General features: G+C 37.0%; 15 protein-coding genes. 11 read left to right on the top strand and 4 right to left on the bottom strand.

Translation table 11 applies throughout. The features are described from left to right. Positions 1–238: 238 nt before the first annotated feature. The 3 genes from HDE68_RS24610 to HDE68_RS24600 are packed head-to-tail and all read right to left on the bottom strand — an operon-like array spanning position 239 to position 4,744. Entirely contained in the window at positions 239–2,731 is a 2,493-nt protein-coding gene (locus HDE68_RS24610) for an Hsp70 family protein (protein WP_183885052.1), read from the bottom strand. Between the two features lie 22 nt (positions 2,732–2,753). Continuing rightward, positions 2,754–3,098, bottom strand: coding sequence for a hypothetical protein (locus HDE68_RS24605; protein WP_183885050.1), 345 nt, complete (start codon positions 3,096–3,098; stop codon positions 2,754–2,756). Between the two features lie 11 nt (positions 3,099–3,109). Continuing rightward, positions 3,110–4,744 carry a hypothetical protein gene (locus HDE68_RS24600; protein ID WP_183885048.1) on the bottom strand — a complete coding sequence of 545 codons (1,635 nt, stop codon included), beginning with the start codon at positions 4,742–4,744 and terminating at the stop codon, positions 3,110–3,112. A 405-nt stretch (positions 4,745–5,149) separates the two neighbouring features. On the opposite strand from HDE68_RS24600, the gene HDE68_RS24595 reads away from it, so the two are divergent. From HDE68_RS24595 to HDE68_RS24565, 7 genes are all read left to right on the top strand, one after another. Continuing rightward, positions 5,150–5,908 carry a hypothetical protein gene (locus HDE68_RS24595; protein WP_183885046.1) on the top strand — a complete coding sequence of 253 codons (759 nt, stop codon included), beginning with the start codon at positions 5,150–5,152 and terminating at the stop codon, positions 5,906–5,908. A 174-nt stretch (positions 5,909–6,082) separates the two neighbouring features. Then, the gene (locus HDE68_RS24590) at positions 6,083–6,358 is read left to right on the top strand and encodes a helix-turn-helix transcriptional regulator (RefSeq protein ID WP_183885044.1); all 276 of its coding nucleotides are present in this window, start codon (positions 6,083–6,085) and stop codon (positions 6,356–6,358) included. 141 nt (positions 6,359–6,499) lie between these two features. Beyond that, positions 6,500–6,760 carry a helix-turn-helix domain-containing protein gene (locus HDE68_RS24585; protein WP_183885042.1) on the top strand — a complete coding sequence of 87 codons (261 nt, stop codon included), beginning with the start codon at positions 6,500–6,502 and terminating at the stop codon, positions 6,758–6,760. Positions 6,761–7,348: 588 nt separating this feature from the next. Continuing rightward, a complete protein-coding gene (locus tag HDE68_RS24580) occupies positions 7,349–7,762 on the top strand; it encodes a plasmid mobilization protein (protein ID WP_183885040.1) in 414 nt (137 codons plus the stop codon). Beyond that, the gene (locus HDE68_RS24575; RefSeq protein ID WP_183885038.1) at positions 7,743–8,738 is read left to right on the top strand and encodes a relaxase/mobilization nuclease domain-containing protein; all 996 of its coding nucleotides are present in this window, start codon (positions 7,743–7,745) and stop codon (positions 8,736–8,738) included. The genes HDE68_RS24580 and HDE68_RS24575 overlap by 20 nt, the downstream gene beginning before the upstream one ends. Positions 8,739–8,785: 47 nt before the next feature. Further along, positions 8,786–9,208: a hypothetical protein gene (locus tag HDE68_RS24570; RefSeq protein WP_183885036.1), complete on the top strand. Its 423-nt coding sequence runs from the start codon at positions 8,786–8,788 to the stop codon at positions 9,206–9,208. Between the two features lie 364 nt (positions 9,209–9,572). Further along, positions 9,573–10,019, top strand: a complete 447-nt coding sequence (locus HDE68_RS24565; RefSeq protein ID WP_183885034.1) for a lipocalin family protein — start codon at positions 9,573–9,575, stop codon at positions 10,017–10,019. 497 nt (positions 10,020–10,516) lie between these two features. Here the strand turns inward: HDE68_RS24565 and HDE68_RS24560 are convergent, their stop codons facing one another. Continuing rightward, entirely contained in the window at positions 10,517–11,041 is a 525-nt protein-coding gene (locus HDE68_RS24560; RefSeq protein ID WP_183885032.1) for a helix-turn-helix domain-containing protein, read from the bottom strand. A gap of 334 nt (positions 11,042–11,375) precedes the next feature. Here HDE68_RS24560 and HDE68_RS24555 point away from each other — a divergent pair, with 334 nt between their 5' ends. The 4 genes from HDE68_RS24555 (at position 11,376) to HDE68_RS24540 (ending at position 14,062) form a co-directional block, all read left to right on the top strand. After that, positions 11,376–12,272 (top strand): HEPN domain-containing protein, encoded by an 897-nt coding sequence (locus tag HDE68_RS24555; RefSeq protein ID WP_183885030.1) that lies wholly within the window; start codon positions 11,376–11,378, stop codon positions 12,270–12,272. Continuing rightward, on the top strand, positions 12,265–12,627 hold the full coding sequence (locus HDE68_RS24550) for a hypothetical protein (RefSeq protein ID WP_183885028.1): 363 nt from the start codon (positions 12,265–12,267) through the stop codon (positions 12,625–12,627). Before HDE68_RS24555 ends, HDE68_RS24550 begins: the two co-directional genes overlap by 8 nt. Before the next feature lie 297 nt (positions 12,628–12,924). Then, positions 12,925–13,674 carry a hypothetical protein gene (locus HDE68_RS24545; protein ID WP_183885026.1) on the top strand — a complete coding sequence of 250 codons (750 nt, stop codon included), beginning with the start codon at positions 12,925–12,927 and terminating at the stop codon, positions 13,672–13,674. Positions 13,675–13,684: 10 nt separating this feature from the next. After that, positions 13,685–14,062, top strand: coding sequence for a hypothetical protein (locus HDE68_RS24540; protein WP_183885024.1), 378 nt, complete (start codon positions 13,685–13,687; stop codon positions 14,060–14,062). The last annotated feature ends 15 nt before the right edge of the window (positions 14,063–14,077 follow it).

Here is a 14,077-nt window from a genome sequence, read left to right as displayed (position 1 = left end):
TTTTAACGCAAAAAACCTCAATTTTCATTGAGGTTTTCGTGATCCCGCTGGGATTCGCACCTAGTGCAAAAATCAACGTTTAGACAGTATGTGGATGGTTTTGAAATTCGACTCCCCGAATAACGCACCTTTTTTTTAATATATTTTAGCTGCAAATGCTATGTCTAAAGTTAACTAATTCTTAAATAATGTCAAAATTATTTAAGAATTAGTTCTAACATCTGGAATATACAAAACGCTAAATTCCAAATCCAATTTTAGTTGACAATTGTTGCTTTGAATCTTTTGGTAATAAGTCAATAAGGCCAAAATTTATTTCTTTTAGCCTGTCCCAATTTTGACTTTCTATGGCAAATTTTCCGGCGTCAATAAGACTTTTCGACTGAACTTGGTTATTCATTTTAGGTTGGTCGTTTCTTAACCAATTGAATATGCCTGTCAAAAATTCAGGAGTTCTCCAGTTAATCTTATGAACTATACTTGATAATTCATCGGATTTTTCTTGAATTTTAATAGGGCTGTTTGTTGCAAAGAAGGCTTGTTCCTGACCTACGATATCATTGAAGGTTTTTCTTTCATGATCGTTTCCAGATTCGTCCAAAAGCTTTTCACATTCATCCTTTGTCTCAAAATAATGATCTTTTACCTTTTTTATCCTTTTGTGTTTTGTTGCTGAATCAATCTCTTGGGCAATTTTTCTTTTCTTGTCTTCTAATTGATAACGTTTATCAGTTACATCATCTATTGTTAAACTTTCAGTAGCATCGGATACATTATCCAATTCCAATTTCAACTTATTTAATGTACCTGCCGTTTCGTAATCTTCACTTTCAGAGGCCTGGTCGATCTCTTCATCAAGTTTTTCAGATAAATCAATTACTTGTTCTTTCAATAAATCAATTGGCGTATGTCTTTCTTTTGGATTGAATGTCTCTTTAAATTCCTGATCAGCCATATTCAAATATGCTGAAACTGTGAGGTCTTGAGACTCAGAAAGCGTTACCGTTATTTCAATATCTGAACCTTTTGAAACATCCCTCTTTAATTGTTTTCCAATTATTGTAATATATCCAAGGCTTTTGTTTGCCTCTGGTAATGACATGTGCGAACCTTGTAAAACATTTATGCGGATAACTTCATCATCACTGCCTTTCAAAATAGTCTTATTTAGGGGGAAGGGTAATGTCCTTTTAGTTGGAAGTACAGTATTTCTTTGAAATACCAGAAGTAATCTTGTTAATCCAGGATTGTCATAGTCATCAACTTCTATACAGATGTCTTCTGGCAAAGGTTGTCCACTAATTCCAAAACCACTATTAATCCCAATCGCTTCCATATCGGTCTCAATAACATTATTTTGAGAATCATAAACTGTAAGTGTGAAAAAATTATAGGAGTTATCAACTAAAGGTAAATCTTCATTTATTCGAGTTGAAAGTTTTTTAAGACCAGAGTCAAAACCGCCATCTTGTCTAACTATTTTATAGAATAATTCATCAGTGTTGCCAGTAATCCTTGCAGCAAACAATTCATCTTTTTCTTTTGAGGCCTTATTATATGATGCTTTAATCGAGATTGCAGATTGTTTTTTAGGTTTATCCTCTTTGGATACTTCCCTTTGTTTGGTAGCGGCGTAGTATGCTGCCCCAACTGCTACAGCAGTAGTCGGATCAATTTCACAATTTGCAGGAACTTGTAAAATTTCCTCAACTCGCTGCCTAACATATGGAATATAGGTTGAGCCACCTACCATTAGTATATATTGTAAGTCAATTGATCTTAGAGAATGTCTTGTCAAAATCTCTTTTATCATCTCAATTGTGCCATCAACTGAAGCTCTAATCATTTCGTTAAACTCCGATCGAGTAATTGTAATTTCCAAATCGACTTCATTTCCTTGGTCGTCTTCAAAGCCATCGATCACGACCTCCGCAGCTGATTTTGCGGATAATAAAATTTTAGCTTCTTCGGCTCTTCGAAGTAAAATGTAATATTTTGCATTGTGTTTACCCGATGCACTTTTCAAATCGTCTTCTAAATTATTAAATGTATACTTTTCATTCAATTTTGGAATTAGAAACTTTTCGACAAGCATAGTATCGAAGTCAGCGCCACCAAGAAAATTATCTCCTTCATGATCTACGACTTTCATTTCGCCATCTTTAATTTTGATAAGGGCAACATCAAATGTTCCACCACCCAAGTCATAAACAAGCCACTGTCCATCGGACATTTCAGAAGACTTTTTCATATTAGCGTAGGCTAAACTGGCAGCAATTGGTTCCTGCAATAAAACTACTTGTTTAAATCCTGCCTGATATCCAGCTTCCTTAGTAGCGTTTGATTGTATTAAATCAAATGATGCCGGAATAGTTAAAACAACAGATTCTATTGATTCGCCAGTATTTACAAATGTTTTCAACTCTTTTAAAACTTGGGCAGATAGTTCTACAGGAGTCCTGGATTCATTTATCGCTTTTATCTTAAAGCTTTCAGTTGTCCCCATTTTCCTCTTAAAGACACCAACAACACTTTTAGGATCTTTTTCCAGAAATTCTTTAGCTTTACTACCAACAGTTATTTTATCTTTTTTATATGAGACAACCGAGGGTAATGTACTTCTACCATAGTCTTGTGGGTTTGTAAATACTATTACCTCTCCCTTTACAAATTTTGCAATAGCAGAATTTGTAGTTCCTAGGTCAATGCCAAAATTTATTGTGCTATCCATTTTTAAATTTTAAAATTTCGTTTTATTTAGATTCTGCAACTACTACACCTTTTCTCACAATAAGATTAACACCACCTTTGCGATAACGAATAATAGGTTTAATTACTTCTGTAACTACAAGATTTTCTGCTGAGTTCCCTGCTATGCTTGCTTCAAGGTCTGTTCTTGTATCACTATATGCTTCACCTATAGGATTATGATAAATTAATCCGCCATCTACCTCTAAGTTCTCAAAGGTTTCTTTTAGACGAGATATATTCCTTCCAATAGAATTTGATTCCGTTAAACCTTCAACTTTCTTTTCAATTTCAAAAACTTGGTCTAATATATCCAGATAGATCTTAGGTACTTTTACACTTTCATTCATAGCTTGTTTATTTATGCAGTTGGTTTTGAGAATCCCCATCCCGCTTTTACGCGGTCAAATAGTAGTGGATGACTTTTGAGTGTCGATTCCGATATGTCTTTTATTCCATTTTGCTTGATTTGCTCACTCGCAATTGATTTACCTGCAAACCATCCTACAACTAATCCAATAATCCCACCCCATATATAGTGTTCATCTTTAAAAGCTCCGGCTATTGCCCCTATAACCATGCAGCAGAACATAATCAAAATATATTTATTATGTCCTTTTGAATGGATTTCCTTACAACTTTTACATCTAGGAATGGTCACTTCAGATATAGAAAATTCAACTTTTCTTGGTAAATAAGTACGATAAGTTTCTTTATAAATTGTTTTTATAAAACGACTAGGTTCATATGGTGGATTTTTGTCGCAAAAATAACAAATGAGAATGCCTTTATACTTCTTATCTAATTCTATAAGTTCAGCTTTATCTTCTTCGAATTTAGTCTTTGCACTATCAGGGAGTTTGATTTGTAAAGCGTGGTTAATTAAATTCAACGATGCCTTTATGTCACTTTGTTTATTCCAACAAGCTATCGAAAGGCTTCCTATTGCATATCCGAGTTGAAGTCTTATTTCATTTGCAAACGTTGGCAAATCATTTAATTCAGGAACGCTAAAAAGATTAACAACTTTAGTGTTCGCAATCCCTGCATCCAGTTCCTTACTTTCAACTAAAGGAATAAATTGCTGAATTTCTAATAACATAACAGCCCATTTCTTTAATGTTGGTGCATTTAATTCCTGCTCGACTTGTTCTTTATGTCTGAGCTTAATAATGCTATAGTTCTTTTCAAAAGTGGGCTTACTGAGACTTTCAGTGTTTAAACTTAGGGTAAGTTCCAATAATTGCATAGCGGTTTTTGCTGAATCTAATTCCTCCCAAACTGCTATGGATAAAAAATTTAAAGTATCAGCTATCTTATTAATCTGACTTTGAAAGTAGGATGGTAATAAATTTAGTATGTTTGTTGGAAAAACAGTTTCAACAGTTAAAATGACTGATTCAATATTCTTATTGGTATAAGTTGATTCTGCATTCTTAATTAATCTGGTTATTTTTTGTATTTCAACTATTCTACTTTCAATTTCAGTACTTAAGCTTTTAAATGCACCATTTAAATTAATTGAATTAATGAGTGGCTGGGTTCTCAGAATTGTGTTTAAAAAAACTTCGTCCCTATTCCTAAAAGCTTTTACAAGGCTTCGGTCAAATCTTGCTGAAAAATAAGGGTTAATGAAATTTATAAATTCATCAAGCATGAAAATGCCTTCCTGCTTAAAGTTTTGAAAAATGTTCTCATTCCCATTTACCAAAAAATCATTTAACTTTTTATTGACTGATAAATAGCAGTAAAATTCCATTATCTCCTTACTTTCTAATTCGTCAATTGCCTTTTCACAGTCTGTTTTTGTTATTTGGAGCCCCAAATATTCAAGGATACCATCATCTGATAAATCAATATCTGCAAAAAGTTTTCGTTTGGCCTTTTTTATTTGGCTAACATCAAGCGTACTAGCCTCAATATTTTGTAAACCTAAAATTTCAATTGGATTTATGAACATTACTTTTTTCTTTCTGTAGTTATATAGAGTTGCCAAGTATAGGTATGATTACCTTGCATGTTTTCTGTACCTATGTTTGGAATTACACCTGGTACTGAGGCACGATAATTACAAGAGCCATGAGGCATTGAGATCGTTCTTTTCATTTGTGAATTAAAGGAATAGATTGACTGAAACTTGTCAAACAGCTAAAAATGAACAAAATAATAAGCGTTAATTTTTTCATTTATAATGTTTAATTGGTGCAATTTAAGATATTGTTAAACTTTTTAAAGTTAATTTAATTTTACAATTTTATACCTTATTTCATTTATTACGTTCAAATGTATTAGTATGTATTCTGTTTTTTTTACGGGAAACCGGAATACTCATTATGTTTAAAAAGACTTGCACAATTGATTTCCTAAATTATGTCGATCAGAAGAACTAAAACCCGAAGCCATGGCCAACAAATATTTCAAACCACACGAACCTTTTGATCTCAACCCACATCGTTATGATATCGGAATTTTTACCGGGCTAAAGACCGGCTTCGAGGACAACCTTTTCATTAAAAAACTATTTACTCTGCCCGATCTGGAATATGGTGCATATTACCATTATCACCTAATCTACTTTTTAGGAAAGGAGCCACAGGGCGAACAGGAATTTTTCACGTTTGTGTGGCAGATCGTGCTAAGACGTATCAACTTTATTGACCATAAAAACCCTTTTAATTCAAGTCATGCGCTGGATATGGAGATATTGGAAAAGTTGCTGCACTTTCAAAAGTATCTTCGTTCCATTGATCGGTGGCATACCCAAAAGACCTTGCCCGAAATTATTGCTGATCAGCATGCGGAAATCAGGAAGCAGCAATCAGAGATTGCCAGGTTAAAAGAAGAACTAAAAAAAGCGACCGTACTGGAAAAGGATGGCTATATCAATATCAGGGCAGGTCGGTCACATACCTTATATGATATTATGCACCAGCTACAGGAAATCAAATTACCTGACGGTTTTGAACTATTGTATCCAGCGGATCAGATCATCTGGCGAAGGATGATCTGCAAGTTCTTCCGGGAGGATCATGAAGAGATCAATTTTTACACAATACATCGCTATTTCCCGACCGATAAGAAAAACCTTGGCAACAAATACAAAGAGATTGCCGATAAGGACAAGCTTTTCAAGATCAATCCCGCAAAAAAGCGTAGTTGAATGTAGCGAATTACCATTGTATAAGTTTACTTTGTCTTATTTAATAGTAACTTATCTTTCAGTTATTTGAAAGTAACATCAACTTATCAAATCCCCCTTTAATTTAACCACAAGAAATCCCGTGGTTAATAATCATGAGTTCCATAGCATTTCTTTGAGCCAAATTCAAAGGCTATGGAAATTATCAACGAACAAGCCCTTAGCAAGTGCATCCGTGATGCGGTAAGGGCAGAACTTCAACAACATTTCAGAACGGGCGGCAATCAACTGCCACAGGAAGAACAGCTATTGTCCAAACAGGAACTAGCTGCCGAACTTGGCGTTTCTCTTGTCACCCTAACAGACTGGATGAAAAAAGGGTTGCCCTTTTTGCGGCTACATAAACGAGTGTTTTTCGAGCGTAGCAAAGTACTGGAAATTATGCGACGGCAAACTGCTGACAGTACATAAGCAATAGGCTATATATCTTTAAATAGTCATATAGCTAATAGGCTGTATATCTGAATAGTTATATAGCTATTTAATAGGGAAATATCAGATACCTACCACTCATAAGGAAGCATATGCAATCATCAAATAAAGGAGAATAAGATGCAAGTAGAAATCATCACCAAGGACGATTTAAGGCAGTTTAAGACTGAGCTGCTGAATGAGATTAAAACCATTGTCAAACCACAAGAAAAGGCCAAAGAATGGCTTAAAAGCGCAGAAGTACGCAAGATGCTGAATATTTCACCGGGTACATTACAAAACCTGCGCATTAACGGAACATTACGTTACACAAAGATCGGCGGGATGATGTATTATAAATTAGAAGACATCACCAAACTATTAGAGGGAGGTCAGCCATGACAGAAACAGGTATCCAAAGTAAGGCAGCTGATTATGGTAAATGGGTCAGGCGTATGGGGTCGGATGGCAGAATGCTTGCCACCCATATCAGCCTATTTACCGCACTATTTGTCTGCTGGCAGCAAAGCGGTTTTAAAAATCCATTTGCTGTCACTCGCAAAAAGCTGATGGCTTTTTCCAGGATTGCATCTATAGCGACCTATCACAAGTGCATTCGTGAACTGGATGAATTTGGATACATCCGTTACCAGCCTTCCTACCATCCACTAAAGGGAAGTCTGGTCTGGTGGCCGCTCCGACCAGAGCGACTACCAGACCAATGAAAAGGTGCCGGGGAACCCGGCGTAGTTTTTTACTCGGACGCTCCTTTCAGGAGCTATCCGGGTAATGGAAACCGCAGGAAGTAAGGCGAAGCTTTCAGCACGCCAAACTTATGCGGTTTGTAGGAAGCAAGTTTGTGTTTTTGTTACACAAAAACTCCCCCAAGCCTGCGGCAAGGGGACAACTTGCTTCAAGCTCCCGATGGTCGCATGAAGGTGCAAAGCGCAGAATTAAGAGCCGATAAGTCATTTTAATACGTGAGAAACTATGACCAGTACATTATCAAAAAGCGGTCTGAAAGATCAGATCAATCAGACAGGTGACCGCCCCAAACATAAGGGCGGCGCACCGCAAAAAAGGATCAAACGAGCCAGCGGCATCCGTGTCCGGCTGACCACTACAGAGCGTTTCCTGATTGAATCCAAAGCTCGGCAGGCGGGCATGCGGGTCAGCGACTGGATCAGGGCGGCTGCCCTGAAAGCAAAGGTTGTAGCCAGAATAACAGCCGAGGACAGTCGTGTCCTGCACCTACTGGCAGGCATGGCCAATAACCTGAACCAGCTGACCAAGCGTGCGCATACCAATGGGATTATGAGTATTGCGATTAGTTGCGGCCTCCTGTTAACAGAAATCGATCAGACCCTTAAATATCTGAACAGCGATGATGGGAAAGATACCTAAATCCGGCAAGAGCTTTAAAGGCTGTGTAGAATACTGCATGTTGAAAGAAGGTGCAGTTGTACTGGATGCGGATGGCCTGCGCACAGGTGAGGTAGCACACACGATTGCCGACTTTAACATGCAGCGGAAAATGCGCCCAGGATTAGGACAAGCGGTAGGCCATATTGCACTAAACTGGAGCCCTGAGGACAGTCCAAAACTTACCGATGAACTGATGGTGAGCATTGCCAAGGAGTACCTGAAAAAGATGAAGATTACCGATACGCAGGTGCTAATGGTCAGGCATCACGATACCAATCACGATCACTTGCACATTGTTTACAACCGGGTAGACAATGAGGGCAAAACGATAAGTGATGCTAACCAGCGGTGGAACAATGTAAAAGTAAGCAAGGCGCTTACCTTAAAGTGCGGTTTCCATATGGCAAAGGGCAAAGATAGGGTAAACCGTCAGCGGCTTAAAGGAGCGGATAAGGTAAAGTATCAGATTCACGATCAGATCAAAGCAATACTACCGACAGTTAAAAGCATGGACGAGCTGCAAAAGCAACTGGCTAAACAGGGTATCAGTATGCTGTATAAATATAAAAATGGAACTGCGGAAGTGCAGGGGATCAGTTTTAGTAAAGGCGAATACCAATTTAAAGGATCGGAGATCGACCGCAGTATGAGCTATGGAAAAATAAGTAAAACAATAACTGACCGTGTGCAGGAGCAGCAAGAGCAGCAGCAAAAAGAAAGAAAGGTACATCCTAAGAATCTAGCCGACCAGCTTAGGGAAGTAATACAGCAGTCCGAACATGAAACCCATTATTTAAATCAGGAACCGCAAACGCAATACTTGCAGCACGAGCCGCAGACCAAATATTTGGACACACTAAATCCCGGAATTGACATATCAGATGACGTTGATGATGAGGCTATTTACGGCCGTAAAAGGCAACGTAAGGGACAAGCCCGCACCAATACAAGGTAAGAGAACTAATGATTTTTAAACTCAACATTTAAAGAGAGAAACTTAATATGAGCAATCAACAAACACCTGAAAAAACAGTTATAGACGAAGTGGTAGAAAGCCTGATCAAAAAGACGGAACTGCTGGAAAAGGAACTTTCTACTATGAAAGAAGCACTTTTGGCAAAGGAAGAGCAAACCCAAGCCTTACTAATTGACTTTGAAAAAAAAATTAGCAACATGGTCATTCAAGCTCCTGCACCGGATTTGTCCGAAGTCAATGCTACACTAAAGAATGGTTTAGCCATTATGAACCAGAGTATGGAAAAATGGCCGAAGCCGCTCAAAAAAGAATATCGCTTTTTGTTTTTTTCCGAGCAGCTTAGGAGTGTGGAATACGTTAGGGCCGTATTGACCAGAATAATCCTGGGATCTATCGGTTTGGTCTTTTTGATTTTTGCTTATCTGCTAATGGATAAGCACATCCAATAATTTTTTGATCTAAATTTAACTGCATGTCAATAAGAAAGAGCTGTATTATAACTCGTTTTAGCCTCGAACCCGCCTAATAAAATTTCATAATAGTGCCCATCTTAACCAAAAGCGGCAATTTTCGATTTGAAAATTGCCGCTTTTGGTTGGTTACCTAACGTTACTAATGGGCTCTCAAAATTTAATTTTGTTCTTTAATACTGATTTTGATTAATGGGGTGGCTTCATTTGTCGAAGCAGCAGTTAATATTATTGCCAATACTTTCAGGATATGCTTCAATTTCCTATTCATTATGCAGTATTTAAATTTAGAATACTACACAATGATTCGTATTCTAAAGAATGATGAGTTAACTTGCTCCCTATGAACTCATCCAAAGTAAATATGAAAAAATCTTTTTTCTCTTTAGCCGCAATCATGATCTTATTTGGTACTGCCTGCCAAAATAACCAACAGAATCATGAAAATAATGCTAACCCAAAACAGGGGGATTCAACAACAGTAAAAAACGGATCAGCTCTAGCCGAAAGAATAATCGGAAAATGGGTTCAGCCGATTCCCGGACAAGAACCTAGCAAACAGGGTATTCAGTTAAATTCTGATGGATCAGCAAGTTCGATCAATATACACACATTAATTTATGAAAAATGGAAATTAAAAGGCGACACATTGTTGTTGTCGAATCACACAGAGGGTGTTAAAACAACTGGTTCGTATGTTGATACTACATTAATTAAAGACCTAACTGATTCAACACTTGTTCTAACAATGAAAGGTGCTTCTGACACGAAATACACCCGTGAAAAGTAATTCGGTATCCGAATAAATCAAAGAATAGAGTAGGAAGATAGCCAAATAATGGCTATCTTCCTCTCATCACCGTACATACCGTTCGGTATACAGCGGTTTGTTAGAATAACTTCGTTTGGTGCGTTGTTTTCCAATAATAGTAGTTGGCAAACACATTGTCATTCAGACACCAGATTTGTCCGAAGTCAATGCTTCACTAAAGAACGGTTTAGCAAGCATGAACTAGAATATGGAAAAATGGTCAAAGCCGATTAAAAATGAGTATCGCTTTTTATTCTTCTCTGAACAGCTTAGGAGTGTGGAATACGTTAGAGCTTGTATTGATCAGAATAATCTTGTGTTTACTGGCTTTGGTTTTTATGACCTTTGTTTATCTGCTAATGGATAAGCACATCTGATATTTTTTTGATCTAACTTTAATTGCAGTAAATAAGAAGCCTCTGTTTGTTACAGAGGCTTTTGTATGTCAATTGAGAAACAAGACAATGTTAATCATCCTATTTAGAATCGGTGTCTATTTTTGAATAGACATAAGTATTCTTTTTAAATTTATGCTCACCTATCTGTATTCTATCGTGTTCTCTTTTTAATGCGTTTGATATAGAAGTCCCTAAATAAACCCAACCGTATTGTTCAAAGAATAATTTAATCTCATTGACCTCTTTAGGCAGATTAATGAAGTCACTTTTTAATAATTTGTATTTAATTGCATAAGTAATATTCGGCTTTTTACCTAAAAGAAGTAATAAAGGTTTGTTGTTCTTATGATTAGAAATTAGTGTTTCTCTGAAATTTATGGGTATCTGAATTTCTTTTTTTAAAGTGTCACTTATTTTTATGTTAAAAAATGAAAAGATTCTGTCTAACATATCCAGGTTATTCCCTCCAGTTCCAGCCTCGATATTCGCAATGCTTCTTCTTGATATGTCAACTAAGTGCGAAAAATCAAGTTGTGAAAGTCCAGATGCCTCCCTTAATGACTTAATGTTTTTACCAATTATTTTTCTGTCAAATTGTGCCATAAGAACAAATTGACATACATATATCATTTACTATTGTGCAATGTATTGTTTTTATAGAATTGATTTTGCATATTTGTTATAAAGGTAAATACTTATTATTAAGAGTCTTGTAGTTGCATTCTGACGCCGCTAACGCAAGACAGCAGAAAATTCCCACGTCTACGTGTAGAAGCACTATATTTGTGCTTTGAAATAGATGTGGGGGCTGCTGTAATTCCATGTTAGTGTAAGGCGTCAGAAACTTTAAGCAACCATGGTAGGCAGTCCCCACATTTATTATGTGCCGCTTACCTCAAGACTCATTTTAACAGTTTATTAACTAAAATGAGAATATATGGAAATGCACATTCTTTCATCAGCCGATGAGCAGGCAAATCATTTCAATGAATTTGTCAAATCACTCGCTCAAAAATTTCAGCCCCTTCAAGTTTTCTGCTTTGCTAAAAAATGTATCCTGAATGAAACCGATGGCTGTTTTATAAATCGGCATATCAGCCACCATTGCCAGTATTGTTTGCTGGTGGTAACCGAAACCTCGACCCGGATAGACCATGAAGTCCAGAATTTTGCAAACACCCATTTCAAAAGTGGAGTGGTTACAATACTCTGCCATGGTCAAGAATCAATCTCAGAGGCTATCAAAGCCAACAACAGGTTTTTTATGACCGTATATACTATCGGACAGCTTTTATACAGTCACGACGGTATGACCCAATTCAACTTTTCCCAGAGGTTTATTCCAACACAATCAGCAAAAAAAGCTAAAAAACATTTCGCACAGCGTATGCCATTGGCTAATGGTTTCTTGCGGGGAGCAGCGGAATGTTTGACCAATCAAGATTTCAACATCACTACCTTCATGCTCCATCAAGTTATTGAGCAGTCTTGCATTGTACTGATTAAGGTACATATGGCCTATCGTTCCGAGATTCATAATTTAAACCGCCTTTTGAATCTCTGTAAGTGTTTCTCCGATAAACCCTATCAAATGCTATTATCGGGTAGCTCAGAGGATGAAAGGCTATTTGATATTTTGATCAAAAGCTATTCCGAGGCTCGTTATGGTGACCATTTTTCTGTGGATGAAAGTGACGCACAACAATTATATGATAAGGTAACTTCTTTTGTCGCTCTGACCAATACCATGTGTAAAGAGAAAATTCAGAAGCTGGAAAACGAGGCCGTATTGTATAGAAATATTCCACAGGAAAGTGAGGTTATTCATGGATAAGCTGAATATAGAAGTTCCGTTTTACGGTAAACAATTCTTTATGCTGCCCTTTAAAAAGGGAACGAGAATCTTGTTACGCAAAACAGTTGATCGCTGTGCGAATTACGACTCATTAAAGCTACCACAACGTGAAAATCAGGTTCGTATAGTTTCTTATAAGGGCGGTATCTTATTGCTGGCGGTAACCGTGCCCAAAGAAAAAGAGCAAAGGGTAGCAATCAAGGTCACAGAAGGGTTTCTTCTGGTCAGTTGTAGTTCACATCAGGGTGAAAAATATCTCAGTTATTATGCCAGCCTATCGCTGAATTACCTGCTGTGCAACGGTGATTCGGCAGATTTCAAAGAATTTTATTAAAATCCGCCTGTGATGAAAATTAAGAAAATTAAAAAACAATTGGACTATCAGCCTGCTAGGTTGACAGCCTCACAAATGGAAAACCCTTTAAGATTGATGTCTTATTTTTTTGCAGACTTCCCCATCCATGAGACAAGAGACAATTTATGGGAACTATACAAAGGCTGGATTTATCATTCCGCAACATATACAGATGAAGACCTAACAAAAAATATGATGTGCTTTTACACCCAGTTCCTGGAAATGATCAATGCCTGTTATGTCTATTCTGAAATGACAAAACCTAAAATATGATTTATGAAACGAATTAACGATCAACAAATCATAGTCCCTTTAGAATTTAATGTGGCCTGCGCGATATATAAAATTGAGATAGCAGAAGTGTTACAGGTTTTCGTTGACCATGTAACCCTGTATGATACTATGAGTGATTTTTACAACGAAGGGTTTTCAGAGGCCACCAGAACCATTGGTTCTTATGTAAGGGAAAAAAGGAAACGGCCTGTGCAAAGCAAAGCCATGAGGAATTGCAGAACATTACTCATATCCTGTCTATCAAACATTAAAGTATTGGCCACAAAAAAGGCAGGCTTGACTAGTGTTAAAAGAAAGAAAACTCGCCCCCTTGTAAACATGATTTTTGAGGCAATGGAACGGGTATATACCATTTCAGACACCTTATACCTTGATGAATATTCCGCTATCAAATTGAGCAAAGATTTTTGCGTACTCTGTGAAGCTCATAATTGCTATCCAAAGGAATTTCTGGAATATTTTATGGGGAGAATTTCAGTAGCTGATGCGCATGCCCACAAAGGACTGAAGCTTATCTATGATAATTATACTTTCTCTTTTTTCTCGAATATTGCAGATGGTTTTGGGAGAGATACTACGGAAATATTCGACCTAACTGATACTGAACTTGATTTTTATGAAAGAATGGAAGAGCTGCATCTTGAACTCTATATCATTCGTGACCTACGGGAACGGGCAAATATTTTAAGAGGTCTTTACTTATTACACTATCAGGCTATCACCCAAAACTAAATATACCATTATGGAAACAGCAATTAACATTACCCTACCGGAAGATTTTTACACACTTTGCAGTATATATCAAATCAAACCGGAGGTTTTTGTACAGAGCTTTATTGATCAGGTTTCTTTTCCTTCCTTTTACAGTAACCCTATCGGGAGTAACCGTTGGGCGACTTTCTGTTTTCTCAATTTCTTGGATGTAGAGGAATCTAAATATGAGGTGGATGAAGATTTGGAGAGTCAGTATCTTAATTTATTTAACGATGCAATCAGGTACAACCTTGATATTAACCCAGAGGATATGATTAAATCTGTAAAAAGTGGAAGGGAGATTATGAGGCGATGGCTAAAAGCTGTGCTGGCAGAACGTACAAAGTATATTACCGATAATTTATAGCCATACTTATAATTT

This window comes from Pedobacter cryoconitis (assembly GCF_014200605.1).
In the GTDB taxonomy this organism is placed as follows: Bacteria; Bacteroidota; Bacteroidia; order Sphingobacteriales; family Sphingobacteriaceae; genus Pedobacter; species Pedobacter cryoconitis_B.
The sequence above is the reverse complement of the archived record's forward strand: the minus strand, read 5'-3'. Positions and strand labels throughout refer to the sequence as shown.

Coding starts and splice junctions, on each gene's coding strand:
- HDE68_RS24610 (WP_183885052.1), bottom strand. CDS start 2,731: ATGGATAGCACAATAAATTTTGGCATTGACCTAGGAACTACAAATTCT.
- HDE68_RS24605 (WP_183885050.1), bottom strand. CDS start 3,098: ATGAATGAAAGTGTAAAAGTACCTAAGATCTATCTGGATATATTAGAC.
- HDE68_RS24595 (WP_183885046.1), top strand. CDS start 5,150: ATGGCCAACAAATATTTCAAACCACACGAACCTTTTGATCTCAACCCA.
- HDE68_RS24590 (WP_183885044.1), top strand. CDS start 6,083: ATGGAAATTATCAACGAACAAGCCCTTAGCAAGTGCATCCGTGATGCG.
- HDE68_RS24585 (WP_183885042.1), top strand. CDS start 6,500: ATGCAAGTAGAAATCATCACCAAGGACGATTTAAGGCAGTTTAAGACT.
- HDE68_RS24580 (WP_183885040.1), top strand. CDS start 7,349: ATGACCAGTACATTATCAAAAAGCGGTCTGAAAGATCAGATCAATCAG.
- HDE68_RS24575 (WP_183885038.1), top strand. CDS start 7,743: ATGATGGGAAAGATACCTAAATCCGGCAAGAGCTTTAAAGGCTGTGTA.
- HDE68_RS24570 (WP_183885036.1), top strand. CDS start 8,786: ATGAGCAATCAACAAACACCTGAAAAAACAGTTATAGACGAAGTGGTA.
- HDE68_RS24565 (WP_183885034.1), top strand. CDS start 9,573: ATGAACTCATCCAAAGTAAATATGAAAAAATCTTTTTTCTCTTTAGCC.
- HDE68_RS24560 (WP_183885032.1), bottom strand. CDS start 11,041: ATGGCACAATTTGACAGAAAAATAATTGGTAAAAACATTAAGTCATTA.
- HDE68_RS24555 (WP_183885030.1), top strand. CDS start 11,376: ATGGAAATGCACATTCTTTCATCAGCCGATGAGCAGGCAAATCATTTC.
- HDE68_RS24550 (WP_183885028.1), top strand. CDS start 12,265: ATGGATAAGCTGAATATAGAAGTTCCGTTTTACGGTAAACAATTCTTT.
- HDE68_RS24545 (WP_183885026.1), top strand. CDS start 12,925: ATGAAACGAATTAACGATCAACAAATCATAGTCCCTTTAGAATTTAAT.
- HDE68_RS24540 (WP_183885024.1), top strand. CDS start 13,685: ATGGAAACAGCAATTAACATTACCCTACCGGAAGATTTTTACACACTT.